This is a genomic window from Pseudomonas sp. HD57-3, assembly GCF_056113135.1.
Window position 1 is genome coordinate 4,056,317 of sequence record NZ_CM148568.1, and the last position, 22,813, is coordinate 4,079,129.

At 62.0% G+C, this 22,813-nt stretch carries 24 protein-coding genes and 1 pseudogene; 19 read left to right on the forward strand and 6 right to left on the reverse strand.

Features of this window, described 5'->3' with window-relative positions; all coding sequences use genetic code 11:
* The first annotated feature begins 4 nt into the window (after positions 1–4).
* The 4 genes from AC0R79_RS18065 to AC0R79_RS18080 are packed head-to-tail and all read left to right on the forward strand — an operon-like array spanning position 5 to position 2,268.
* Complete coding sequence (locus AC0R79_RS18065; RefSeq protein ID WP_127798405.1) at positions 5–490, forward strand: flavin reductase family protein; 486 nt, start codon at positions 5–7, stop codon at positions 488–490.
* Between the two features lie 12 nt (positions 491–502).
* Positions 503–892: a carboxymuconolactone decarboxylase family protein gene (locus AC0R79_RS18070; protein ID WP_007957404.1), complete on the forward strand. Its 390-nt coding sequence runs from the start codon at positions 503–505 to the stop codon at positions 890–892.
* A gap of 58 nt (positions 893–950) precedes the next feature.
* A complete protein-coding gene (locus AC0R79_RS18075) occupies positions 951–1,703 on the forward strand; it encodes a GntR family transcriptional regulator (protein WP_085603063.1) in 753 nt (250 codons plus the stop codon).
* Between the two features lies 1 nt (position 1,704).
* On the forward strand, positions 1,705–2,268 hold the full coding sequence (locus AC0R79_RS18080; protein WP_085603061.1) for an NUDIX hydrolase: 564 nt from the start codon (positions 1,705–1,707) through the stop codon (positions 2,266–2,268).
* 128 nt (positions 2,269–2,396) lie between these two features.
* On the opposite strand, the gene AC0R79_RS18085 is transcribed toward AC0R79_RS18080, so the two are convergent.
* Complete coding sequence (locus AC0R79_RS18085; protein ID WP_474731019.1) at positions 2,397–2,693, reverse strand: DUF1330 domain-containing protein; 297 nt, start codon at positions 2,691–2,693, stop codon at positions 2,397–2,399.
* A gap of 65 nt (positions 2,694–2,758) precedes the next feature.
* Here AC0R79_RS18085 and ribBA point away from each other — a divergent pair.
* The 5 genes and pseudogenes from ribBA to AC0R79_RS18110 all read left to right on the forward strand — a co-directional run bounded on the left by ribBA (position 2,759) and on the right by AC0R79_RS18110 (position 7,988).
* Positions 2,759–3,867 (forward strand): annotated as a pseudogene (gene ribBA, locus AC0R79_RS18090) (bifunctional 3,4-dihydroxy-2-butanone-4-phosphate synthase/GTP cyclohydrolase II).
* Between the two features lie 166 nt (positions 3,868–4,033).
* A complete protein-coding gene (locus AC0R79_RS18095) occupies positions 4,034–5,059 on the forward strand; it encodes an ABC transporter substrate-binding protein (protein ID WP_474731022.1) in 1,026 nt (341 codons plus the stop codon).
* Entirely contained in the window at positions 5,056–6,000 is a 945-nt protein-coding gene (locus AC0R79_RS18100; protein WP_007957398.1) for an ABC transporter permease, read from the forward strand. The genes AC0R79_RS18095 and AC0R79_RS18100 overlap by 4 nt, the downstream gene beginning before the upstream one ends.
* Before the next feature lie 6 nt (positions 6,001–6,006).
* A complete protein-coding gene (locus AC0R79_RS18105) occupies positions 6,007–6,816 on the forward strand; it encodes an ABC transporter permease (protein ID WP_007957396.1) in 810 nt (269 codons plus the stop codon).
* A 17-nt stretch (positions 6,817–6,833) separates the two neighbouring features.
* The gene (locus tag AC0R79_RS18110; RefSeq protein ID WP_207983019.1) at positions 6,834–7,988 is read left to right on the forward strand and encodes an ABC transporter ATP-binding protein; all 1,155 of its coding nucleotides are present in this window, start codon (positions 6,834–6,836) and stop codon (positions 7,986–7,988) included.
* Between the two features lie 62 nt (positions 7,989–8,050).
* Here AC0R79_RS18110 and map read toward each other — a convergent pair whose 3' ends face one another.
* On the reverse strand, positions 8,051–8,842 hold the full coding sequence (gene map, locus AC0R79_RS18115) for a type I methionyl aminopeptidase (protein WP_007957394.1): 792 nt from the start codon (positions 8,840–8,842) through the stop codon (positions 8,051–8,053).
* Positions 8,839–9,099 carry a ParD-like family protein gene (locus AC0R79_RS18120; protein ID WP_011334623.1) on the reverse strand — a complete coding sequence of 87 codons (261 nt, stop codon included), beginning with the start codon at positions 9,097–9,099 and terminating at the stop codon, positions 8,839–8,841. The genes map and AC0R79_RS18120 overlap by 4 nt, the downstream gene beginning before the upstream one ends.
* Before the next feature lie 295 nt (positions 9,100–9,394).
* Here AC0R79_RS18120 and AC0R79_RS18125 point away from each other — a divergent pair, with 295 nt between their 5' ends.
* From AC0R79_RS18125 to yecR, 6 genes are all read left to right on the forward strand, one after another.
* Entirely contained in the window at positions 9,395–10,330 is a 936-nt protein-coding gene (locus AC0R79_RS18125; RefSeq protein ID WP_127798411.1) for a Ppx/GppA family phosphatase, read from the forward strand.
* A 259-nt stretch (positions 10,331–10,589) separates the two neighbouring features.
* On the forward strand, positions 10,590–11,966 hold the full coding sequence (locus tag AC0R79_RS18130) for a pyridoxal-phosphate dependent enzyme (protein WP_085603045.1): 1,377 nt from the start codon (positions 10,590–10,592) through the stop codon (positions 11,964–11,966).
* Positions 11,963–13,141 carry a cystathionine gamma-synthase gene (locus tag AC0R79_RS18135; protein ID WP_007957389.1) on the forward strand — a complete coding sequence of 393 codons (1,179 nt, stop codon included), beginning with the start codon at positions 11,963–11,965 and terminating at the stop codon, positions 13,139–13,141. Before AC0R79_RS18130 ends, AC0R79_RS18135 begins: the two co-directional genes overlap by 4 nt.
* A gap of 698 nt (positions 13,142–13,839) precedes the next feature.
* Positions 13,840–14,508 (forward strand): hypothetical protein, encoded by a 669-nt coding sequence (locus AC0R79_RS18140; RefSeq protein WP_474731030.1) that lies wholly within the window; start codon positions 13,840–13,842, stop codon positions 14,506–14,508.
* A gap of 218 nt (positions 14,509–14,726) precedes the next feature.
* Entirely contained in the window at positions 14,727–15,041 is a 315-nt protein-coding gene (locus AC0R79_RS18145; RefSeq protein WP_127798412.1) for a hypothetical protein, read from the forward strand.
* Between the two features lie 60 nt (positions 15,042–15,101).
* On the forward strand, positions 15,102–15,410 hold the full coding sequence (gene yecR / locus AC0R79_RS18150) for a YecR family lipoprotein (protein ID WP_007950440.1): 309 nt from the start codon (positions 15,102–15,104) through the stop codon (positions 15,408–15,410).
* Here the strand turns inward: yecR and AC0R79_RS18155 are convergent.
* Entirely contained in the window at positions 15,382–17,019 is a 1,638-nt protein-coding gene (locus AC0R79_RS18155) for an ATP-binding response regulator (RefSeq protein WP_474731032.1), read from the reverse strand. The two genes, yecR and AC0R79_RS18155, sit on opposite strands and share 29 nt — an antisense overlap.
* Positions 17,020–17,132: 113 nt before the next feature.
* On the opposite strand from AC0R79_RS18155, the gene AC0R79_RS18160 reads away from it, so the two are divergent.
* Entirely contained in the window at positions 17,133–17,738 is a 606-nt protein-coding gene (locus AC0R79_RS18160; protein ID WP_474731034.1) for a LuxR C-terminal-related transcriptional regulator, read from the forward strand.
* Between the two features lie 12 nt (positions 17,739–17,750).
* Here AC0R79_RS18160 and AC0R79_RS18165 read toward each other — a convergent pair whose 3' ends face one another.
* Positions 17,751–18,026 carry a DUF2798 domain-containing protein gene (locus AC0R79_RS18165; protein WP_474731036.1) on the reverse strand — a complete coding sequence of 92 codons (276 nt, stop codon included), beginning with the start codon at positions 18,024–18,026 and terminating at the stop codon, positions 17,751–17,753.
* A gap of 130 nt (positions 18,027–18,156) precedes the next feature.
* On the opposite strand from AC0R79_RS18165, the gene AC0R79_RS18170 reads away from it, so the two are divergent.
* Complete coding sequence (locus AC0R79_RS18170; protein ID WP_474731038.1) at positions 18,157–19,080, forward strand: LysR family transcriptional regulator; 924 nt, start codon at positions 18,157–18,159, stop codon at positions 19,078–19,080.
* A gap of 3 nt (positions 19,081–19,083) precedes the next feature.
* Here the strand turns inward: AC0R79_RS18170 and AC0R79_RS18175 are convergent, their stop codons facing one another.
* Entirely contained in the window at positions 19,084–20,082 is a 999-nt protein-coding gene (locus AC0R79_RS18175) for a bile acid:sodium symporter family protein (RefSeq protein ID WP_085603035.1), read from the reverse strand.
* Between the two features lie 84 nt (positions 20,083–20,166).
* Here AC0R79_RS18175 and AC0R79_RS18180 point away from each other — a divergent pair, with 84 nt between their 5' ends.
* Complete coding sequence (locus AC0R79_RS18180) at positions 20,167–20,955, forward strand: AraC family transcriptional regulator (RefSeq protein ID WP_375747319.1); 789 nt, start codon at positions 20,167–20,169, stop codon at positions 20,953–20,955.
* 138 nt (positions 20,956–21,093) lie between these two features.
* Positions 21,094–22,806: an amidase gene (locus AC0R79_RS18185; RefSeq protein ID WP_474731042.1), complete on the forward strand. Its 1,713-nt coding sequence runs from the start codon at positions 21,094–21,096 to the stop codon at positions 22,804–22,806.
* Positions 22,807–22,813 lie beyond the last annotated feature (7 nt).

Genomic DNA, 22,813 nt, shown 5'->3' on the forward strand with positions numbered 1-22,813 from the left:
CGACATGATCGAACCCGGCATTTACAAAGACGTCATGAGCTCGTTTCCGTCCGGGGTCACGGTGGTCACCACCCTTGACCCGGATGGCGGCATCGTCGGCATCACCGCCAGCGCCTTCAGTGCGCTGTCGATTGACCCGGCGCTGGTGCTGTTCTGCCCCAACTACGCCTCCGACACCTACCCGGTGCTGCGCGACAGCAAGCGTTTCGCGATCCATTTGCTGTCCGCCGACCAGACCGCCGAGGCCTACGCCTTCGCCGGCAAAGGCAAGGACAAGGCCAACGGCATCGAGTGGCATTTGAGCGAGCTCGGTAACCCGATCCTCGCCAAGGCCACGGCGATCATCGAGTGTGAGTTGTGGCGTGAATACGACGGCGGCGATCACGCGATCATCGTCGGCGCGGTGAAGAACCTGATCCTGCCGGCGCAACCGGTGACGCCGATGATTTATCACAAGGGCAAGCTCGGCGCGTTGCCGACACTGGGTTGAGCGGAGAAACACATGAGCAACGAAAAGTACGAGCAAGGCCTGAAGATCCGCACCCAGGTGCTGGGCGAAGCCTATGTGCAGCGCTCGATCGAGAACGCCGACGACTTCACCCGCCCGTTGCAGGAAATGGTCACCGAATACTGCTGGGGCCATGTTTGGGGACGCGAGGGTCTGTCGCTCAAGGAGCGCAGCATGATCAACCTGGCGATGATCTCGGCGCTCAACCGCCCGCACGAACTGAAACTGCATGTGCGCGGCGCCTTGCGTAACGGCCTGAGTCGTGAGCAAATACGCGAAATTCTGCTTCAGGTCGGTATTTATTGCGGCGTCCCGGCAGCCGTGGACAGTTTCCGGCTCGCCCGTGAAGCCTTCGCCGAAGCCGACGCCGAGGCCTCCAGTTAACCCCTCGGCTGTTTTGATGCCCGTCTGGCATGGACAGCCAACTTAAAGAGCGGACCCCATGAAACGCCTGCCACTCGACGACAGCTTCAAGGTCAATCGCAACCCCGTCACCCTGCGCGAAATCGTGCTGGATAAACTGCGAAGCGCCATCATGAACTTCCAGCTGCTGCCGGGCGATCGCCTGGTGGAGCGCGATCTGTGCGATCGCCTGGGCGTGAGCCGTACGTCGGTGCGCGAAGCCTTGCGTCACCTGGAATCCGAAGGCCTGGTGGAGTTCGCCGACGCCAAGGGCCCGCGCGTGGCCATCATCACCCTCGCCGATGCGGTCGACATCTATGAACTGCGCTGCGTGCTCGAAGGCCTGATCGTCCAGCTGTTCACCCTGCGCGCCAAGGCCAAGGACATCAAGGCCCTGGAAAAAGCCCTCGACGAGAACCGCAAGGCGCTCAAGGACGGCGAACTGCAACAGGTGATCGACTCGGTGCAGGGTTTCTACGACGTGCTGCTGGAAGGCTCGGGCAACCATGTCGCGGCCACTCAGCTGCGTCAGTTGCAGGCGCGCATCAGCTACCTGCGCGCGACGTCGGTGTCCCAGGAAAACCGTCGCGGCGCCAGTAATCACGAAATGGAAAAAATGGTCGAGGCGATCAAGAGCGGCGATCCGCTGGCGGCGCATCAGGCGTGCGTCGATCACGTGCGCGCTGCGGCTGCCGTGGCCCTCGACTACCTCAAGCGCAAGCAGGAAGAGACCGGCGCCACTCCACCGATCACCCTGCCCATCGCGCTGAAAGAACCGCGCATAGGTCACTGACATGTTCAGCCCGAGCTTTTGCCCGAAATGCGGTGGCGCTGATCTCGGTCAGCAGGTGCCGCCGGGCGATACGCACGAGCGACTGATGTGCCGCGGCTGCGGCTACATCCACTATGTAAACCCGAAGATCATCGCCGGCTGCATCATCGAGCAGGACGGTAAATACCTCTTGTGCCAACGGGCGATTCCCCCGCGCCCCGGCACCTGGACCCTGCCCGCCGGCTTCATGGAAAGCGGCGAGACCACCGAACAGGCCGCCTTGCGCGAAGTCTGGGAAGAAAGCGGCGTACGCGCGGAAATCGTCTCGCCGTACTCGATCTTCAGCGTGCCGAAGATCAGCGAGGTCTACATCATCTTCCGCGCCCTCGCGCTGGAGATCACCGGACAGTACGGCCCGGAAACCCTCGCCTGCCAATTCTTCGCCCCGGAAGACATCCCGTGGGAGCAGATCTACTACCCGGCGATCCGGCAGATCCTCGAACGCTACATCGAGGAACGCCAGGCCGGGGTGTATGGCATGTACATGGGCAATGACGACAGCGGCAAGATTCATTTCATGCGTTGATCGTGCTGCCCGCGCCGTCTGATCGTTCCCACGCTCCGCGTGGGAATGCCTCTTCGGACGCTCCGCGTTCGGCACTTCAGGGACGCGGAGCGTCCCGGGCTGCATTCCCACGCAGAGCGTGGGAATGATCAGAGGTGGGCGATGCCCTCCACAATAACGATCTCCGCCCGCGCCCACTCCTCGCGGTAGCTCTTCGCTTCCTGATACGCCGCCGAGCGGTAGCACGCCACGGCCTGCTCGTAGCTGTCGAATTCAATCACCACGCTGCGCTGTGGTGTCGTCCGCCCTTCCATCGCTTCGCTGCGCCCGCCTCTGGCTAAAAACTTCGCGCCGAACTCGGCGAACGCTTTCGGCGCGCGCTGGGTGTATTGGCTGTAGTGATCGGGATCGGTGATGTCCACGTGAGCAATCCAGTACGCCTTCATAGTGACCTCTTGGCTGGTTTTGTATTATGGTATACCACGAATTTCATCCACATCGAGAGTTCAGCATGGCCTTCAACAGCATCGAAGAAATCATCGAAGATTATCGCCTCGGCAAAATGGTGTTGCTGGTCGATGACGAGGATCGGGAAAACGAAGGCGACCTGCTACTGGCCGCCGATCGTTGCACGCCTGAGACGATCAGTTTCATGGCCCGTGAGGCCCGGGGGCTGATTTGTCTGACGTTGACCGACGATCATTGCCAGCGCCTGGGGCTGGAGCAAATGGTGCCGAGCAATGGCAGCGTATTCAGCACCGCGTTCACGGTCTCCATCGAAGCGGCGGTCGGCGTGACTACCGGGATTTCCGCCGCTGACCGCGCTTGTACGGTGGCCGCTGCGGTGGCGCCCAATGCTCGCGCTGAAGACCTGGTGCAGCCCGGCCATATCTTTCCGCTGCGCGCCAAGGAAGGTGGCGTGCTGACCCGCGCCGGCCACACCGAAGCCGGTTGTGATCTGGCGCGGCTGGCGGGGTTCACGCCCGCTTCGGTGATCGTCGAAGTGATGAACGACGACGGCACCATGGCCCGTCGCCCGGATCTGGAAGTCTTTGCGCGCAAACACGGGATCAAGATCGGCACTATCGCCGACCTGATCCACTATCGCCTGAGCACTGAACACACCATCGAGCGCATCGGCGAGCGGGAACTGCCGACGGTGCATGGCACGTTCCGTTTGATTACTTTCGAAGATCGCATCGAGGGCGGCGTGCACATGGCGATGGTCATGGGCGAATTGCGCCGTGAAGAGCCGACGCTGGTGCGCGTGCATGTGATCGATCCGCTGCGGGATCTGGTCGGCGCCGAGTACAGCGGGCCGACGAACTGGACGTTGTGGGCAGCGCTGCAACGGGTCGCGGCCGAAGGGCATGGCGTTGTGGTGGTGCTGGCCAATCATGAATCTTCCCAGGCGCTGCTGGAGCGCATTCCGCAACTGACTCAACCGCCTCGGCAGTTCAGTCGCTCGCAATCGCGGATCTATTCGGAGGTCGGCACCGGGGCGCAGATTCTGCAGAACCTGGCGTCGGCAAGCTGCGCCACCTGGGCCCGCCGCTGAAATATGCCGGTTTGACTGGCTACGATCTTGAGGTGGTCGAGAGCATTCCCTTCACCGAATAACCCCGTTTGCCAGATAGCCGGTACGGCAAAGTGCTTGCACAAAGTTTGGAATACCATAATATGATATTCCATAGACCGGACGATCTGAAAAATCGTCCAGCTACTGCTCCCGACAGGCGGGCAACAACGCAAGCCCGCTCAAAAACACAACAATGAGGGCGTAAAAATGGTGTTGAACAAAGCTGCAACCGCGATCTTTCTTGCGGGACTGCTGAGCGTGACCGGTCAGGCCGCGATGGCCGCCGAGAGTGTGAACTTTGTCAGCTGGGGCGGTAGCACCCAGGATGCGCAGAAACAGGCCTGGGCTGATCCGTTCAGCAAGGCCAGCGGCATCACCGTCGTGCAGGACGGCCCGACCGACTACGGCAAACTCAAGGCCATGGTCGAAAGCGGCAACGTGCAATGGGATGTGGTCGACGTCGAAGCCGACTTCGCCCTACGCGCCGCCGCCGAAGGCCTGCTCGAACCCCTCGATTTCAAACAGATCCAGCGCGACAAGATCGACCCGCGTTTCGTCAGCGACCACGGCGTCGGCTCGTTCTTCTTCTCCTTCGTCCTCGGCTACAACGAGGGCATGCTCGGCGCCAACAAGCCGCAGGACTGGAGCGCGCTGTTCGACACCAAGACCTTCCCCGGCAAACGCGCCCTCTATAAATGGCCGAGCCCCGGCGTGCTTGAACTGGCCCTGCTCGCCGACGGCGTGCCGGCCGACAAGCTCTACCCGCTGGACCTCGATCGCGCCTTCAAGAAACTCGACACCATCAAGAAAGACATCGTCTGGTGGGGCGGCGGCGCGCAGTCGCAGCAACTGCTGGCCTCCGGTGAAGCGAGCATGGGCCAGTTCTGGAACGGCCGGATCCACGCCCTGCAAGAAGATGGCGCACCAGTCGGCGTGAGCTGGAAACAGAACCTGGTCATGGCCGACATTCTGGTCGTGCCAAAAGGCTCGAAAAACAAGGACGCGGCGATGAAGTTCCTGGCCAGCGCCAGCAGTGCCAAAGGCCAGGCCGACTTCTCCAACCTGACCGCTTACGCCCCGGTCAACGTCGACAGCGTGGCGCGTCTGGACTCAACGCTGGCCCCGAACCTGCCGACTGCCTACGCTAAGGATCAGATCACTCTTGATTTCGCGTACTGGGCCAAGAACGGTCCGGCCATCGCGACACGGTGGAACGAATGGCTGGTCAAATGAAAATGGCGGCCACCGCGTCCCGTCCCTCCACTGCCACCGGGAGCGCCGCAAGCGCTGCCGGCCCGGCGTCAGGCAAGGCGAGTGCAATGGCGCAAGCCCCGTCCCTCAAGCAACGCTGGCGCGGCGCCGGCAATCTCGCGCCGGCGCTGTTGTTCCTCGGTCTGTTCTTTCTCGCCCCGCTGATTGGCTTGTTGCTGCGCGGCGTGCTGGAACCGGTGCCGGGCCTCGGCAACTATGAGCAACTGTTCGCTAACTCGGCCTACGCCCGGGTGCTGTTCAACACCTTTTCGGTGGCGGGACTGGTGACGGTGTTCAGCCTGCTGCTGGGCTTCCCGCTGGCCTGGGCAATCACTCTAGTGCCACGGGGCTGGGGCCGCTGGATCCTCAACATCGTGCTGTTGTCGATGTGGACCAGCCTCCTCGCCCGCACCTATTCGTGGCTGGTGCTGTTGCAGGCTTCGGGCGTCATCAATAAAGCCTTGATGGCCATGGGCATCATCGATCAGCCGCTGGAAATGGTGCACAACCTGACCGGCGTGGTGATCGGCATGAGCTACATCATGATCCCGTTCATCGTGCTGCCGTTGCAGGCGACCATGCAGGCCATCGACCCGATGATCCTGCAGGCTGGTTCGATCTGTGGCGCAAGTCCCTGGACCAACTTCTTCCGGGTGTTCCTGCCGCTGTGCCGGCCGGGTCTGGCGTCCGGCGGGTTGATGGTGTTCGTGATGTCGCTCGGTTACTACGTCACCCCGGCGCTGCTGGGCGGGGCGCAGAACATGATGCTGCCGGAATTCATCATTCAGCAGGTGCAGTCGTTCCTCAACTGGGGCCTGGCCAGCGCCGGCGCCGCGTTGCTGATCGTCATCACGCTGGTGCTGTTCTACGTCTACCTGAAGCTGCAACCGGAATCCCCGGTTGGCGCCAGTAACGCGAGGTAAGCCGAGATGCTCCTGACGCCCAATGCCATGAGTCGCCGGATGCGCTTCGGCCTGTATTTCACCACCGGGCTGATCGGCCTGTTCCTGCTGTTGCCGATCGTGTTCATCGTCCTGCTGTCGTTCGGTTCGTCCCAGTGGCTGGTGTTCCCGCCACCGGGCTGGACGCTGAAATGGTACGTGCAGTTCTTCTCCAACGCCGACTGGATGAGCGCAGCGCTGGCCAGCCTCAAGGTCGCGGTGCTGACCACGATCTGCGCCGTCGCCCTCGGTTTGCCGACCGCCTTCGCGCTGGTGCGCGGACGCTTCCCCGGCCGGGAAATGCTCTACGGTCTGTTCACCCTGCCGATGATCGTGCCGCTGGTGATCATCGCGGTGGCGGTGTACGCGCTGTTCCTCAAACTCGGCTACACCGGGACGATGTTCGCCTTCGTGGTCAGCCATGTGATCGTCGCGCTGCCGTTCACCATCATCTCGATCATCAACTCGCTGAAGCTGTTCGATCAGTCGATTGAAGACGCGGCGGTGATCTGCGGGGCGTCACGCCTGCAAGCGGTGTTCAAGGTGACCTTTCCGGCGATCCGCCCGGGGATGGTGGCCGGCGCCCTCTTCGCCTTCCTGGTTTCGTGGGACGAAGTGGTGCTCAGCGTGATGATGGCCAGCCCGACCCTGCAAACCCTTCCCGTGAAAATGTGGACCACCCTGCGCCAGGACCTGACGCCCGTGATCGCCGTCGCCTCGACGCTGCTGATCGGCCTGTCGGTATTGGTCATGGTGATCGCCGCCGCCCTGCGCCGGCGCAACGAAATCAGCGCCTGAGCGCCCAGGAGTACGACATGAGTGCCGTGATCAAAGACGCATCCCAGCAGAACGACAAACCCCTGGTCAGCCTGCGCAACCTGAACAAGCACTACGGCGATTTTGCGGCCGTGGACAACATTTCGCTGGACATCAAGGACGGTGAATTCCTCACCTTCCTCGGCTCCAGCGGCTCGGGCAAAAGCACCACGTTGTCGATGCTCGCCGGCTTCGAAACCCCGAGCAGCGGCGAGATCCTGGTCAACGGCCAGTCGCTGGTGAATGTGCCGCCGCACAAGCGCGACATCGGCATGGTGTTCCAGCGTTATTCGCTGTTCCCGCATCTGTCAGTGCGCGACAACATCGCGTTCCCGCTGGCGATCCGCAAACTCGCCGCCGCTGAACGTGACAAGCGCGTCGATGCGATGTTGAAACTGGTGCAGCTCGAACAATTTGCCCATCGCCGCCCTTCGCAACTGTCTGGCGGCCAGCAGCAACGGGTCGCCATTGCACGGGCGCTGGTTTACGAGCCACGCATTCTGTTGATGGACGAACCGCTCGGTGCGCTGGACAAGAAGCTTCGCGAAGACTTGCAAGATGAACTGCGCCAACTGCACCGTCGCCTCGGCATCACCATCGTTTACGTGACCCACGATCAGGAAGAAGCCATGCGCCTGTCCCAGCGCATCGCGATTTTCAGTCACGGCAAGATTGTCGGGCTCGGCAGCGGGTATGACCTTTATCAGAATCCGCCGAATGCGTTTGTGGCGTCGTTTCTCGGTAACTCGAACTTTCTCAAGCTCAAGGCACAGGGTAATGCGGCGGCGAGTTTTGAGGGGCAGTCGCTGTCGATCCGCCTGACCGCTGGATTGCAGACCGGGCAGGATGTGCTGCTGATGGTGCGGCCGGAAAAGGCGTTGGCGTTGAGTGTTCAGCAGGCGGCGAGTGAGCCGTTGGCGGCGGGCTGGAATGAGGTTTCGGCGAAGGTGGTCGAGGTGCTGTTTCTGGGGGAGAGTCAGACGTGCAGTGTGGTGACGTCAGGCGGGACTTCGATGACGGTGAAGGCGTTGTCGGCGGCGGGGATGCCGTTGAAGGCTGGGGATCCGGTTCGGGTGCGTTGGGCGACGGCGGATGCTTGCGTCTATACCGAGTGGGCTGAGAGCGATCTGAATAAAGCTGCCGGCGCGCACTGATTCAACAGAGATTTGCGTGTCACTTCTGGCCACCGCAACGTCGGGTTGCGGTGGCCATTTTTTCAGACGATGGCCTTAAAGCCCTCAATCTCATCCGGCCAGGCCGTCAACACCTCAAACCCGTCCTCCGTCACCGCCACCATGTGCTCCCACTGCGCCGACAACGACTGATCCTTGGTCACGACAGTCCAGCCATCCGCCAGACTCTTCACATGACGCTTGCCAGCATTGAGCATCGGCTCGATGGTGAAAATCATCCCCGCCTTCAACTTCAAGCCCTGCTCCGGATAACCGTAATGCAGCACCTGCGGTTCATCGTGATAAACCTTGCCGATCCCGTGCCCGCAATACTCGCGCACCACGCTGAACCCTTCCTTCTCCGCCAGCGTCTGGATCGCATGTCCGATGTCACCCAACGTGGCGCCCGGCCGGACGACGCGGATCCCCGCGCACATGGCGTCGTAAGTGGTCTTGATCAGGTGCCGCGCCTCGGGCGTCGGCTCGCCGACCACGTACATGCGGCTGGTGTCGCCGAACCAGCCGTCCTTGATCACCGCGATGTCGAGATTGACGATGTCGCCGTCCTTCAGCACGCGCTTGGAAGGAATGCCGTGGCAGACTACTTCGTTGACTGACGCGCAGACGGTTTTCGGGAAGCCGTGGTAACCGACGTTGGCCGGTATCGCCTTCTGCACATTGACGATGTAGTCATTGCACAACTGGTCGAGCTGATCGGTAGTGACGCCAGCCTTGACGTGCGGCACCAGCATCGCCAGCACCTCGGCGGCCAGTCTGCCGGCCTCGCGGGATTGGGCGATTTCGGCCTGGGTGTTGATCTTGATCGGGTTTCTCATGCCTTGGCCGCCTCTTTGACCGAGGCGTTCTGCGCGGCATCCGCCAATGCGCAGACTTGCTGCAGATCCAGACCGCCCGACTGCTCGGCGCGAATCAGCAACCGGCAAATGGCGTGGTGATCAAGGTCGGGATACAGCTCGGCGAGCATGCCGATGCGCATCCAGTGTTCCGCCTGCGCGTTGATCGAGCGGCTGAGTGCGTTGCTGGAGATGCGCAGATTCTCGTGCATGTCCTCTGAAATCTTTACGATGCCCATGGCAATATCCGATACGAAGTGTATATGGATCGTATATTAATCGTGCATCGTCCGGGATTGCAAATTTGCGTGCCCGGTAAATCCCGGGCAAAAAAAAAGCTGCCCAGAAGGCAGCCGAATCATGAAAAGCACGCGATGTATTGGGGGCAAGTATGGGCAGCCGATAATGACAGTGTCATGACAGCGATGAATTCACTGAACCGCCCCGCCCGCGTCATCAGGTTGTCATCGAACCCACGGCAGAATCCTCGCAAACCGTCCCGCGCCTCCCGACGGATGATTTGCAAGGATTCCCATGAAAGAAGACACCTCGCTGTTTGCCGCCATCGACCTCGGTTCCAATGCCTTTCGCATGATGATTGGCCAGTCGGTGCGCAGCAGAAAGGGCTTCATGATTCAGGAGGTCAAAACCTTGCGCGAGCCGGTGCGGCTGGCGGAAGGTTTCGACGGTCGGGCACTCGACGAAATGGCGCTGGATCGCGGCTGGCAGGCGCTGGCGCGGTTCGGCAAGAAACTGCGCGGTTTCGAACCCGGTCGCGTGCGCGCGGTGGCGACCAGCGCGGTTCGCGAGGCCGACAATGCGCAGTTGTTTCTGGCCAGCGCGGAGCGGCATCTGGGGTTTCGCATCGATGTGATTTCCGGCCATGAAGAGGCGCGCCTGGTCTACGCCGGTGTGGCCCATACCCTGCCGGTCGCCGATGACATGCGCCTGGTGGTGGACATTGGCGGCGGCTCCACTGAACTGATTCTCGGCCAGGGCGCGCAACCGCTGCTGACCGAAAGCATCGCCCTCGGCAGCGGCACCTTGAGCACCCGTTACTTTCGCAACGGCGAGATTTCCGCCGGCGCCCTGCAAGAAGCCGAACGCGTGGCCATCCTGCAATTCGAAAAAGTCGCTCGTCGGTATCGTGCCCAGGGCTGGCAGCAGACGATTGGCTCTTCGGGTACCGCGCGGATGCTCGCCAAAGTGCTCAAGGCCAATCGCCTGAACGATCATGGCGAGAGCGGCATCACCTACGGCGGCCTGTTGCGGCTGTCGTTGCGCCTGCTGGAAGTCAGCAATGTTCAACAGCTGAAACTGGCCGGCCTGCAACCCCATCGCCAGAGCATCCTCCCCGGCGGTCTGGTGGTCATGCTGGCAGCGTTCAAAGTGTTCGGCATCTCGCAAATGGTGCCCTCCGAACCCGGCTTGCGACTGGGCGTGCTGCACGGTCTGATGAGCAACCACTGAGCGATTTTCGGTGCAGGATTTTCACTGCCGGATCAAGCGCTTCATGCCGCCGAAGACGCCCTTTCAATACTCGATGACGCCTGCGTATAAACCTCTGCAAATCACTTCCTTCCCCTCTCCGATTTCGTTCTATCGTTAGATCGAAATGGCTGTATTTCCGGCCGTTTAAAGGTTGCGACAGCTCAGGTCTGAGCCTATGTTGCACGCGAGCTTTTTCCCCGCGAATGGAACGCGATCAACACCACAAAGAGGTGAAGAGATGTCAAAGGATTCACGCCCTGCCGTACTTGGGCTGATCGGCAATACGCCGCTGGTACAAGTCACCCGCTTCGATACCGGTCCCTGCACCCTGTTTCTCAAACTCGAATCACAGAACCCCGGCGGTTCGATCAAGGACCGCATCGGTCTGGCCATGATCGACGCCGCTGAGCGCGATGGTCGTCTGCAACCGGGAGGCACGATTGTCGAGGCCACCGCCGGCAACACCGGCCTGGGCCTGGCACTGGTCGGTCGTGCCAAGGGCTACCGCGTCGTGCTGGTGGTGCCGGACAAAATGTCCACCGAAAAAGTCCTGCACCTCAAGGCCATGGGCGCCGAAGTGCACATCACCCGCTCCGATGTCGGCAAGGGCCATCCCGAGTATTACCAGGACGTCGCCGCGCGTCTGGCCAAGGACATTCCCGGCGCGTTCTTCGCCGACCAGTTCAACAACCCCGCCAACCCGCTGGCCCACGAGTGCAGCACCGGGCCTGAAATCTGGGCCCAGACCGAGCATGACCTGGACGCGATCGTGGTCGGTGTCGGCTCGGCCGGCACCCTGACGGGCCTGACCCGTTTCTTCAAACGCGTGCAACCGGACCTTGAAATGGTCCTGGCCGACCCGGTCGGTTCGGTGATGGCTGAATACAGCCGCAGCAAGCACCTCGGCACCGCCGGTTCCTGGGCGGTGGAAGGCATCGGCGAAGACTTCATCCCGTCGATCACCGACCTGTCGAGCGTGCGCAGCGCCTACTCGATCAGCGACGAAGAAAGCTTCGATCACGCCCGTCAGTTGCTGAAAGCCGAAGGCATTCTGGGTGGTTCGTCCACCGGCACCCTGCTGGCCGCCGCACTGCGTTACTGCCGCGAACAGACCGAGCCGAAACGCGTGGTCAGCTTCGTCTGCGACACCGGCACTCGCTACCTGTCGAAGGTCTACAACGACCAGTGGATGACCGATCAGGGCCTGCTGCAACGCAAACGCTACGGCGACCTGCGCGACCTGATTGCCCGACGCTTCGAGGACGGCAAAGTCGTCAGCGTCGGCCCGGACGATACGCTGATGACCGCGTTCCAGCGCATGCGCCTGGCCGACGTTTCGCAACTGCCGGTGCTGGTGGATGGCAAGCAACTAGTCGGCGTGATCGACGAGTCGGACATTCTGGTGCGGGTACACGAAGACGCCTCGCTCTTCAGCAAACCCGTCGCCAAAGCGATGACGGACAAGTTGCAAACCCTCGCCCCCGGCGCCACGCTGGCTGAACTGGAAGCTGTGCTCAGCAGCGGCCTGGTGGCCATCATCGCCGACGCTTCGGGCTTCCACGGCCTGATCACCCGCGTCGACATGCTCAATCAATTACGGAGATCCCTGGCATGAGCCAGCACGACAAGAACGCCCGTCAACAGGGCTTCGCCACCCGCGTGATCCACGCCGGGCAAACGCCGGACCCGACCACCGGCGCGCTGATGCCGCCGATCTACGCCAACTCCACGTACCTGCAAGACAGCCCTGGCGTGCACAAGGGTTTCGACTACGGCCGCTCGCACAACCCGACGCGTTTTGCCCTGGAGCGTTGCGTGGCGGATCTGGAGGGCGGCACCCAGGCGTTCGCCTTCGCGTCCGGGCTGGCAACGATTTCCACCGTGCTCGAACTGCTCGACGCCGGCTCGCACATCGTGTCCGGAAATGACCTGTACGGCGGCACGTTCCGCCTGTTCGACAAGGTGCGCCAGCGCAGCGCCGGGCATCGTTTCAGCTTCGTCGATCTGGCGGATCTGTCGGCATTCGAAGCGTCGTTGCAGGACGACACGCGCATGGTGATTGTGGAGAGCCCGACCAACCCGCTGCTGGGTCTGTCCGACCTCGCCGCCATCGCGCGCATCTGCAAGGCGCGCGGGATCCTCTGCGTGGCCGACAACACCTTCGCCAGCCCGTGGATTCAGCGTCCGCTGGAGCTGGGTTTCGACATCGTTCTGCACTCGACCACCAAATACCTGAACGGTCACTCCGACGTGATCGGCGGGATCGCGGTAGTCGGTGACAATCCTGCGCTGGCCGAGCGTCTGGGCTTCCTGCAGAACGCGGTCGGCGCCATCTCCGGCCCGTTCGACGCGTTCCTCACCCTGCGCGGCGTGAAAACGCTGGCGCTGCGTATGGAGCGTCATTGCAGCAACGCACTGGAGCTGGCGCGCTGGCTGGAACAGCAGCCGCAGGTCAAACGCGTCTACTACCCAGGCCTGGAATCCCATCCGCAGCACGAACTGGCCAAGCGTCAGATGCGTGGTTTCGGCGGGATGATTTCCCTGGATCTGAACAGTGATCTGGCAGGCGCTCGCCGCTTCCTGGAGAACGTGCAGATTTTCGCTTTGGCCGAAAGCCTGGGCGGTGTTGAAAGCCTGATCGAACACCCGGCGATCATGACTCACGCGACCATTCCGGCGGAAACCCGTGCCAAGCTCGGCATCGGTGACAGTCTGGTGCGTCTGTCGGTGGGCGTCGAGGACATCGAAGACCTGCGTGCGGATCTGGCGCAAGCGCTGGCCAGTATCTAACACCCGAAAACGTCAAAGCCCGCACGAGGCGGGCTTTGGTGTTTGAGTAGGCGGCCAGTGCTGGTCTCTGGCTTACAAGGTTTATCAGGCTTCTCACAGTACCGGACCAAATTGAAAGGGGTACGGTCTCGGCTGCTTCACACGGCATAAGGGCTGGATCTCAGCGCGGAGATCTTTCTAACCGTGTACCCTTCGGAACGCGCCCCACGTCCCCTTGCTATCCGCTTGCGCATCAGTCTGCGTCTTCGCCTACATTCTTGAGCCTAGCAAACGCGCGACATTGCGCTACGCGGTTTTTAGATTGATTGTTTTCTAGCGCACGCTTGCAAGGAAGCTAACCGACTATCGCCTTCACGGCCCTTCAGCCTGCCTCTCGCCAAGGGCGAACTATACTTTTCAGTTCGCTGTCCAGATTTCCTGTAAACCGTCGACACCCGTGCACCCTCCGGTGCCCCCGTGCCATTCACCAATCTGGTTGACCCCGGGCCGACGAGCCTTCCGTCTAGCAACGAATGACGGGTAACGCTCGGTGCTGTGTGGCTGATGGGGCGTGGAGAAAATCATGAAGCACACGCTTTGGCCGGGCATCGTCCTGGCAGTTGCGGCAACGGTGGCAATGCCCAGTGTCTGGGCTGCGAAGGCGCAGGCATTGGCGTCGGATGGGGCGGATCATGTGGGGGCGGGGGCGGTTGCGTCTGATGGCGCCGATCATGTTGGCGCTGGTGCAGTCGCTTCTGATGGCGCGGATCACGTCGGCGCCGGTGCAGTCGCATCTGATGGCGCGGATCACGTCGGTGCTGGGGCGGTCGCCTCTGACGGCGCGGATCATGTTGGTGCCGGTGCAGTCGCATCTGACGGCGCGGATCACGTCGGTGCTGGGGCGGTCGCCTCTGACGGCGCGGATCATGTTGGCGCCGGCGCAGTCGCATCTGACGGCGCGGATCACGTCGGTGCTGGGGCGCTCGCCTCTGACGGCGCGGATCATGTTGGCGCCGGTGCAGTCGCATCTGACGGTTCAGATCATGTCGGCGCTGGAGCAGTCGCTTCTGACGGCTCCGACCACGTCGGCGCTGGAGCAGTCGCTTCTGACGGCTCCGACCACGTTGGCGCCGGAGCAGTCGCTTCTGACGGCTCCGACCACGTTGGCGCTGGAGCAGTCGCTTCTGACGGCTCCGACCACGTTGGCGCTGGAGCAGTCGCTTCTGACGGCTCCGACCACGTTGGCGCTGGAGCAGTCGCTTCTGACGGCTCCGACCACGTCGGCGCACGCGCCCTCGCCGCCGATGGCGCAGACAAGGTCGGTGCCAACCGGCTCGCCTATTCCCGCGCAGGCGTCGGCTCCGACCAGGTCGCTTCCGCCCTCATGAGCGGCAGCTATTCCGACCAGTTCAACAGTCCTCAATAACCGCTATCGGCGCAACCAGCCCACCGCTGGTTGCGCCGCACTAGCACATTTGTGCTAATCGACCACCCCGATCCCTGGCGTTATATTCCCTCGCAACCCCCGACGCTCCCCAACATTGCAGCTGTGCAGTGCGCGGGATCGTTGTGCCTGGAAAAACAACAACACCAAGGAAGAAACACCATGAAACTGCACCTCAGCCTCACCAAGATCACGGTTCTCGGTGCCCTGTTCCTCGGCGCCAGCGGTTGCCAGACCGTAAAACCTACCGAAGACAGCATGAAAGAACGTGCGCAGACGGTCATTGGCCAACCGGTCAGCAAAATCGCCAACGTCCGCAACGACAGCACCCTCACCTACTACACGGCCTACACCGCCGCCGGCGAATACAACTGCGAGCAGCCCAGCGGCGTCATCATGGCCGTCGCCAGCATGGGCATCATGACGCCTCCGCTGTCTTGCCTGCCCAAAGGCGCATCGCCGATTCCGTACCAGTAATCCGGCGCAGAAAAACCGTACCAACGCCTCGTCTCACCCGGTAAAGGATACCGCTCGATCATGAAAACACTCATCGCCACCCTCAGCCTCGCGGCCGTCGTTCTGACCGGCTGCGCCACCCCCAAGCAATGGGAAGCCACCGGCGGCAGCAAGACCGACGGCGTTGTCCAGGTCTCCTATGAACTGGGCCAGTTCGAGAGCGGGCAAACCTCCGCCGCTCAAGGGTTGGCCACGGCTGAAGGCCGATGCAAGGTCTGGGGCTACAAGAGCGCCGAAGTTTCGGGCTCGGAGAAAAACATCTGCCGCACCATGGGCCAGTACAACTGCCTGCAAACCACCATCACGCAAGACTATCTGTGTAAGCGCTGACCGCTTCGGTCTGCCGGTCGCGCAGCGCACGCAAGGTCGCGCGCAGCTCGGCCGGGCGTACCGGTTTGGACAAAATGGCGATCTGCCGGTCATGCAGGGCCGCCTGGATTTTTTCGATGTCATGCCCGGTGATGATCATGGCCGGGACCGCATAACCGCGCTGACGGCGAACCTCGTCGATGCACTCGATGCCGGTACTGTGCGAACCGAGGTCATAGTCGGCGACGATGATGTCGCAGTCGGTGACCAGGCCCTGCCCGCTCAGCTCAGCCTGCACGACGCAGCCCCAGCGCTCGAGCAACGCAGAGGTCGCCAGCAGAACGTTGCGATCATCCTCCACCAGACACACCTTCAACCCCGTCAGCAAACCGATTTGCCGAGTCTCTTCACGATTGACCGGCACCTGCGGCGGCGCGAGTGGCAGTCCATGCAAGGTCACCGCCGTGCCATGCCCCAGCCGTGAGCGGATCGCGACGTCGACACCGATCAATTGCCCCAGACGCCGGACAATCGACAGCCCCAGACCCACGCCTTCGACGTCCTTGTCGCGCAACTGGCGAACCCGATAAAACTCCTCGAACACCTTGGGCAAATGCTCTTCGGCGATGCCGTTACCGCGGTCATAGATCGCGATGGCCAACCCCGCGCCGCGCTTGCGCACACCGATCAGCACCGGCCGGTGCGCCCCGTATTTGAAGCAGTTGGAGAGCACGTTCTGCACCATGGTCGCGAGCAACGCCGGATCGGTGCGCACCCAGTGTTCGCAAGGCCGCAAGCGCAGTTCGACACCCGCCCAGCGTGCGGCTTCGGCGTTCTGGCGGATCAGATCCGCCAGCCATTCGCCCAGCTCAAGCGTCTGCAAGCGGGGCAGAATCCGCCCGTTGTCGAGGGTGTAGAGATCGAGAATCGAGCGAAACAGCTGCGACACGTTGAGCAGCGAACGGTCGATGCTGTCCACCAGCCGCCGCTCCTCTTCGCCCAGTCGCGACTCGCGCAGGCATGCGGTAAACAACCCGATGGAATGGATAGGCTGACGCAGGTCATGACTGGCCTGAGCAAGGAAACGCGACTTCTCAAGGTTGGCGGCAACCGCTTCTTCAGATGCCTTGCGCGTACGCTCCAGCAGCAGGTGCGCATACACCGGAATCACCGTGCTGGTGATCATCAGCATCAACACCATGAACGGTTGCGCCTGCCAGTACGGCGTCAACCGATAGACCGCCAGCAGCGCCAGCAATGCCAACACCGTGGCGATCGCCAGGTAGCGCGAGCCGTAGCGCATGCCGTTGCCGAGATTGACCCAGACCATGACGGCATAGATGGGCAACGCCGCCTCGCCGCCGACCACCAGCCCGAAACTGGTGCCGGTGTAATCGTGGAGCATGCCGAAAATCCGCCGCGCCGGATAATGTCCCGGCCAGCGCACGATGGCCTGGCGCAGCACGACGGAGGCCAGCAGAAACAGGGAAATGTAGGTGACCACCGGCAGATAAGTATCGAAGCGCTGGCCCGGCAGGAAACCGAGCACGGCCATGTAAACCAACGCGATGCTGGCGATGATGATGCGCAGATTGGCCTGGTCGAGCTCGGTGTTCTTTTCGAACTTCATGGGGGAACGTCCTTGTGCAGCAGTCGTCATAAACGCACGAATCAACAGGCAATGCCTTCGCCCGATGCTAAGGTGCATGCCATGAGCAATGCAGACCCAGGGAGGGTTGCGCCATGGCGTGCCGAATCATCATAGCCGACGATCACCCGTTGTTTCGCGAAGCGTTGCTGCGCACCGTCCAGCGTCTGCTGCCCGACGCCCTGATCGAAGAAGCCGGCGACCTCGACGCCGTGCTCGCCCTGCTGCCGGCCGGTGATGAGCCCGACACCTTGATCCTCGATCTGCGCTTTCCCGGCCTGACCTGTGTCAGTCAGCTCGCGGAACTGCGCCGGCGTTTGCCGCGAACCACGCTGATCGTGGTGTCGATGGTCGATGACGAGGCGCTGATCGGCGAAGTCATGGCGGCCGGCATCGATGGATTCATCGGCAAGAACATCGCCCCCGACGAGATCGGTCAGGCGATCCGGGCGATTCGTGAAGGTGAGGTTCTGGTGAAATTCGCCCCGTCCGGCCTGCTGCCGCTGGACACCGGCACCGCCCTCACCCCGCGTCAGCAGGATGTGCTGCGGCTGATCGCCCAGGGCAAGACCAACAAGGAAATCGCCCGTGAACTGGATATTTCGCCGTTCACGGTGCGGATTCATGTGTCGTCGTTGTTGCGGGTGCTCAACGTGCCGTCGCGGGCAGCGGCGGCGGTGAAATACTCCGGGGCCTTGTAGCCTGCCTCCAGTTCAGCCTTGCGGGTGGACGGTCAGTGCGACCAGTTTCACCACAATCGGCCGGACCACGAGAATGCACAGAAACGCCACGGGCATCGCCAGTTTGTAGGCGTGTAGCGTATTACTAAGGTAATCGGCATCAATTCCGAAATTGGAGGCGGTGATTACCAGCGACATAAGAAACGCCATGATGATCGCCATGTACAACGCGAATACGTACGGCATGGCACGGCCAGACAGCTTGCGCGGGCTGAATACTGTGGTTCTTGGGGATAGTCTCTGATTCATGTCAGTCCTTGTTGACCGAAGTGGATAGGCGCCGAGCACCCTAACAAGTCTGTCACCCCGCAACTAGACTGATCGCCGTGAGCACTTTATAAACAAAATCTTATTAATTCGTCCTTGCCGGGATCCACGCATGAACCTCTTGGGTGCAATCGATTGTTTTATCAAAGTCGTTGAGGCGGGATCGATTGTCGGCGCCGCCAAAACCCTCGGGGTGAGTGCCGCCGCCGTCAGTCAGACCCTTGGTCGCCTTGAGAATCACCTCGACACACGCCTGCTGCAACGCACCACCCGCAGCATGGCGCTGACGGAGAGCGGTTCGGTGTATTTCGAGAAAGTAAAACGTATCGCGCTCGATCTGGAGTCCGCGCAGAGCGCCATCAGCCACGCGCAGACGCAACTCCAGGGACACTTGAGTATTGCCTCCACCGCCGGGTTCGGACGCCATGTTTTGGCCCCGGTAATTGCCGGTTTCGCCGAACGCTACCCGCAGTTGACGCTTGAGCTCTCGACGACCGACCGCAAAATCAATCACCTCCACGAAGGTATCGACTTGAGTCTGCGCATCGAGCCGCAACTGGAAGACGGCATCATCGCGCGCAAGGTTGCGACGGTACCGTTCGTGATTTGCGCCAGCCCTGACTACCTGCAAAAGGCCGGTCGCCCTTCGACTCCGGCGGATCTTCAGCAACACGCCTGTCTTGCGTTCCGCTATCCGCTGGACGGACGACTACTGCGCTGGTGGTTCGTTGAGCAGGGTCAGCGCTTTGAGGCTGGGATCAATGCGACCACCATCAGCGACGATATCGACGCCCTGGCGCAAATGGCTGCTCATGGTGCCGGGATCACCCGACTGGCGGAATTCGTTGCCGCGCCCTATCTGGAGAGTGGTCAACTGGTCTCTTTATTCGAACCGGGCGGCGGCTCGACCTTTGCCGGCGCCGCGCCGCTCGAGATCTATGCCTGTGTGCAGGAGCGCGCCGCCATGACTTCCAAGGTCAAGGCCTTCACCGAATTTTTGCAGGAGTTCCTGCATACCCGCTGGCCCGCTCGATGAGGATCAAGGATCAACCTGCGCCATCAGTTCAGGCACCGATTCCTGTCGCTTCGCATAGCGTTGCGCCAGCACCGCGCAGACCATCAGTTGAATCTGATGGAACAGCATCAGCGGCAGAATCAGCACGCCGATCGTGCTGCCGGCAAACAGCACCTGCGCCATCGGCACACCGGTGGCCAGGCTCTTTTTCGAGCCGCAGAACAGAATGGTGATGCGGTCTTCCAGATTGAAACCGAACAGCTTGCCCAGCACTGTGGACGCGAGCAGCACCAGCGCCAGCAGGACGCAGCACGCCACGACCAGCCCCAGCAGTTCGATCACCGGAATCTGGTGCCAGATGCCCTCGTTCACCGCTTCGCTGAACGCGCCGTAGACCACCAGCAAAATCGAGCCCTGATCGACGAATTTCAGCCAGTTCTTGTTGCGACCGACCCAGGCGCCGATCCAGCGACGGGCGATCTGGCCGGCAATGAACGGCAGCAGCAATTGCACGCTGATTTTCACGATCGCGTCGAGGGTCGAGCCGCCGTCGCCGTGGACGTTCAGCAGCAGCGTCACCAGCAGCGGCGTAAGGAAAATCCCGAACAGGCTGGATGCCGCAGCGCTGCAAATCGCCGCCGGAATATTGCCCCGCGCCAGCGAAGTGAAGGCAATCGCCGATTGCACCGTGGCCGGCAGCGCGCACAGGTAAAGCATGCCCATGTACAGCTGATCGCCGATCAGCGGTGACAACAGCGGTTTGAGCGCCAGCCCCAGTAGCGGGAACAGGACAAAGGTCAGGCCGAACACCAGCAAATGCAGGCGCCAGTGGCCGGCGCCGGCGATGATCGATTCGCGCGACAGCTTGGCGCCGTGCAGGAAAAACAGCAGCGCGATGGCGATGTTGGTCAGCCAGCCGAAACCGGTCGCGACCTGACCGCTGGCGGGCAGGAAGCTGGCCAGCAGCACGACACCGATCAGGGTCAGGGTGAAGTTGTCGGGCAAAAATCGTGGGCGCGTCATGGTTTTTTCATCCGGGGGTTGCCAGTACGTGGAAGCGACTCTAACGTGACTGGAAATTACCGACTAACGCCGAAGAACCCACAGATGCCGCCAAAAGGACACGACAAAAGCGTCAGACGCAGCATTCCCGGCCTGCCCAGCCTGCCGCGTCCGCTATACGGGCGCACTGAATCGCTGCCCAATCGCGCCCTGACCCGCCGCCACAGTCATCCGTGGGTGCAGTTGTCCTACGCGATCCAGGGTGTGCTCGAAGTGCAGACCGCCGTCGGTCGTTTCGTTGCGCCGCCGGAGCGGGCGGTGTGGATTCCGGCGGGTGTGCCGCATCGGGTTTTCAGTTCGCCGCACACGGAAATGCGCAGCCTGTACATCGATTGCAGCGTCGCCAGTTGGGCGCCGGAGCGTTGTCATGTGCTCGGCGTCAGCGATCTTTTGCGTGAGCTGATTCGGGCCTTCAGTCAGATTCCTGTCGAGTATGACCTGAGCGGCCCGCACGGGCGTCTGGCCCAGGTGATCCTCGATCAACTGGCCGATGCGCCGCCCATCGACCTGATGCTGCCATTGCCGCAGGACAGTCGCTTGCGCCAGATCTATCAGAGTCTGGAGCAACATCCGGAACAGCAGACGACCCTGGCGCACTGGAGCGAAAAGTTCGGCGTTACCGAGAAAACTCTGACTCGGCTGTTCCTGCGCGATACCGGTTTGACCTTCCGCACCTGGCGCCAGCGCCTGCGCCTGCTGGGTGCGCTGACGCCGCTCGAACGCGGCGAACGCGTCACCGACGTGGCTTTGGCCTGTGGTTATGACTCGACATCCGCGTTTATCGCGGCGTTTCGCCAGCAGTTCGGCGAGACGCCGGGAGAGTTTTTCCGATGAAATTAACCGATATTTATCGACTTTATACATGCCATTGGGCAAATTTCAGGGTAGAGTTTCGCCCATCAAGAACCTTTGACATCTTTCGACGATAACAATGATCAACCACCCTTTAGAGAACCTGTCGGCGGTAACAGCATGATCGAAGTCACTGAAGTTTCCATTGCCCAATTGCGCGCGGCGCTCGAGTCCGGCCAGACCACGGCGGTCGAGCTGGTGCAGGCCTATCTGGCGCGCATCGACGCCTATGACGGCCCGGACACCGCCACTGCCCTGAACGCAGTGATCGTGCGCAACCCTGAAGCGCTGAAAGAAGCGCAAGCTTCCGATGCCCGTCGCGCCAAAGGCGAAACCCTCGGTCCGCTAGACGGCATCCCCTACACCGCCAAGGACAGCTATCTGGTCAAAGGCCTGACCGCCGCGTCCGGCAGCCCGGCCTTCGCCGATCTCGTCGCCCAGCGCGACGCGTTCACCATCGAGCGCCTGCGTGCTGGCGGTGCGATCTGCCTGGGCAAGACCAACATGCCGCCGATGGCCAATGGCGGGATGCAGCGTGGCGTCTATGGCCGTGCCGAAAGCCCTTATAACGCTGATTATCTGACTGCACCGTTTGCTTCCGGCTCGTCGAACGGTGCCGGCACTGCCACCGCTGCCAGCTTCTCGGCATTCGGTCTGGCGGAAGAAACCTGGTCGAGCGGTCGCGGCCCGGCGTCGAACAACGGCCTGTGCGCCTACACACCGTCACGCGGGGTGATTTCGGTACGCGGCAACTGGCCGCTGACGCCGACCATGGACGTGGTGGTGCCGTACGCTCGCACCATGGCCGACCTGCTGGAAGTGCTCGACGTGGTGGTCGCCGAAGACACCGACACCCGTGGCGACCTGTGGCGCCTGCAACCGTGGGTGCCGATCCCGAGCGTCGCCTCGGTGCGCCCTGCTTCCTATCTTGAACTCGCCGTGAAAAGTGATGCACTGGCCGGCAAACGCCTGGGCGTGCCGCGCATGTACATCAACGCCGACCCTGAGGCCGGCACCAGCGACGAGCCGGGCATCGGCGGCCCGACCGGGCAGCGCATCAACACCCGCGCCTCGGTGATCGATCTGTGGAAACAGGCGCGTCAGGCCCTCGAAGCCGCTGGTGCCGAAGTCATCGAGGTGGATTTCCCGCTGGTCTCCAACTGCGAAGGCGATCGTCCGGGAGCACCGACCGTGTTCAATCGCGGCATCGTCTCCAAAGAGTTCATGCACCATGAACTGTGGGACCTGTCGGCCTGGGCCTTCGATGATTTCCTGCGTGCCAACGGCGACCCGAAACTCAACCGTCTGGCAGACGTCGACGGGCCGAAAATATTCCCGCACGACCCGGGCACCCTGCCCAACCGTGAAGGCGACCTCGCCGCCGGCATGGACGAATACGTGCGCATGGCCGAACGTGGCATCACGCCGTGGGATCAGATCCCGACGCTGCCGGACGGCCTGCGCGGCCTGGAGAAGACCCGCAAGCTCGACCTCGAAGACTGGATGGATCGCCTCGGCCTCGACGCCGTGCTGTTCCCGACCAATGCCGACGTGGGCCCGGCCGACGCCGACGTCAACCCGGCCTCGGCCGACATCGCCTGGAGCAACGGCATCTGGGTCGCCAACGGCAACCTCGCGATCCGCCACCTCGGCGTACCGACCGTCACCGTGCCGATGGGCGTGATGGCCGACATCGGCATGCCGGTGGGGCTGACGTTTGCCGGTCGTGCCTATGACGATTCGACGTTGCTGCGCCTGGCGGCGGCGTTTGAAGCGACGGGTTCGAAACGTCTGGTGCCGCCGCGTACGCCAGCACTGTCGGCAGGCAAGTAAATGCAAA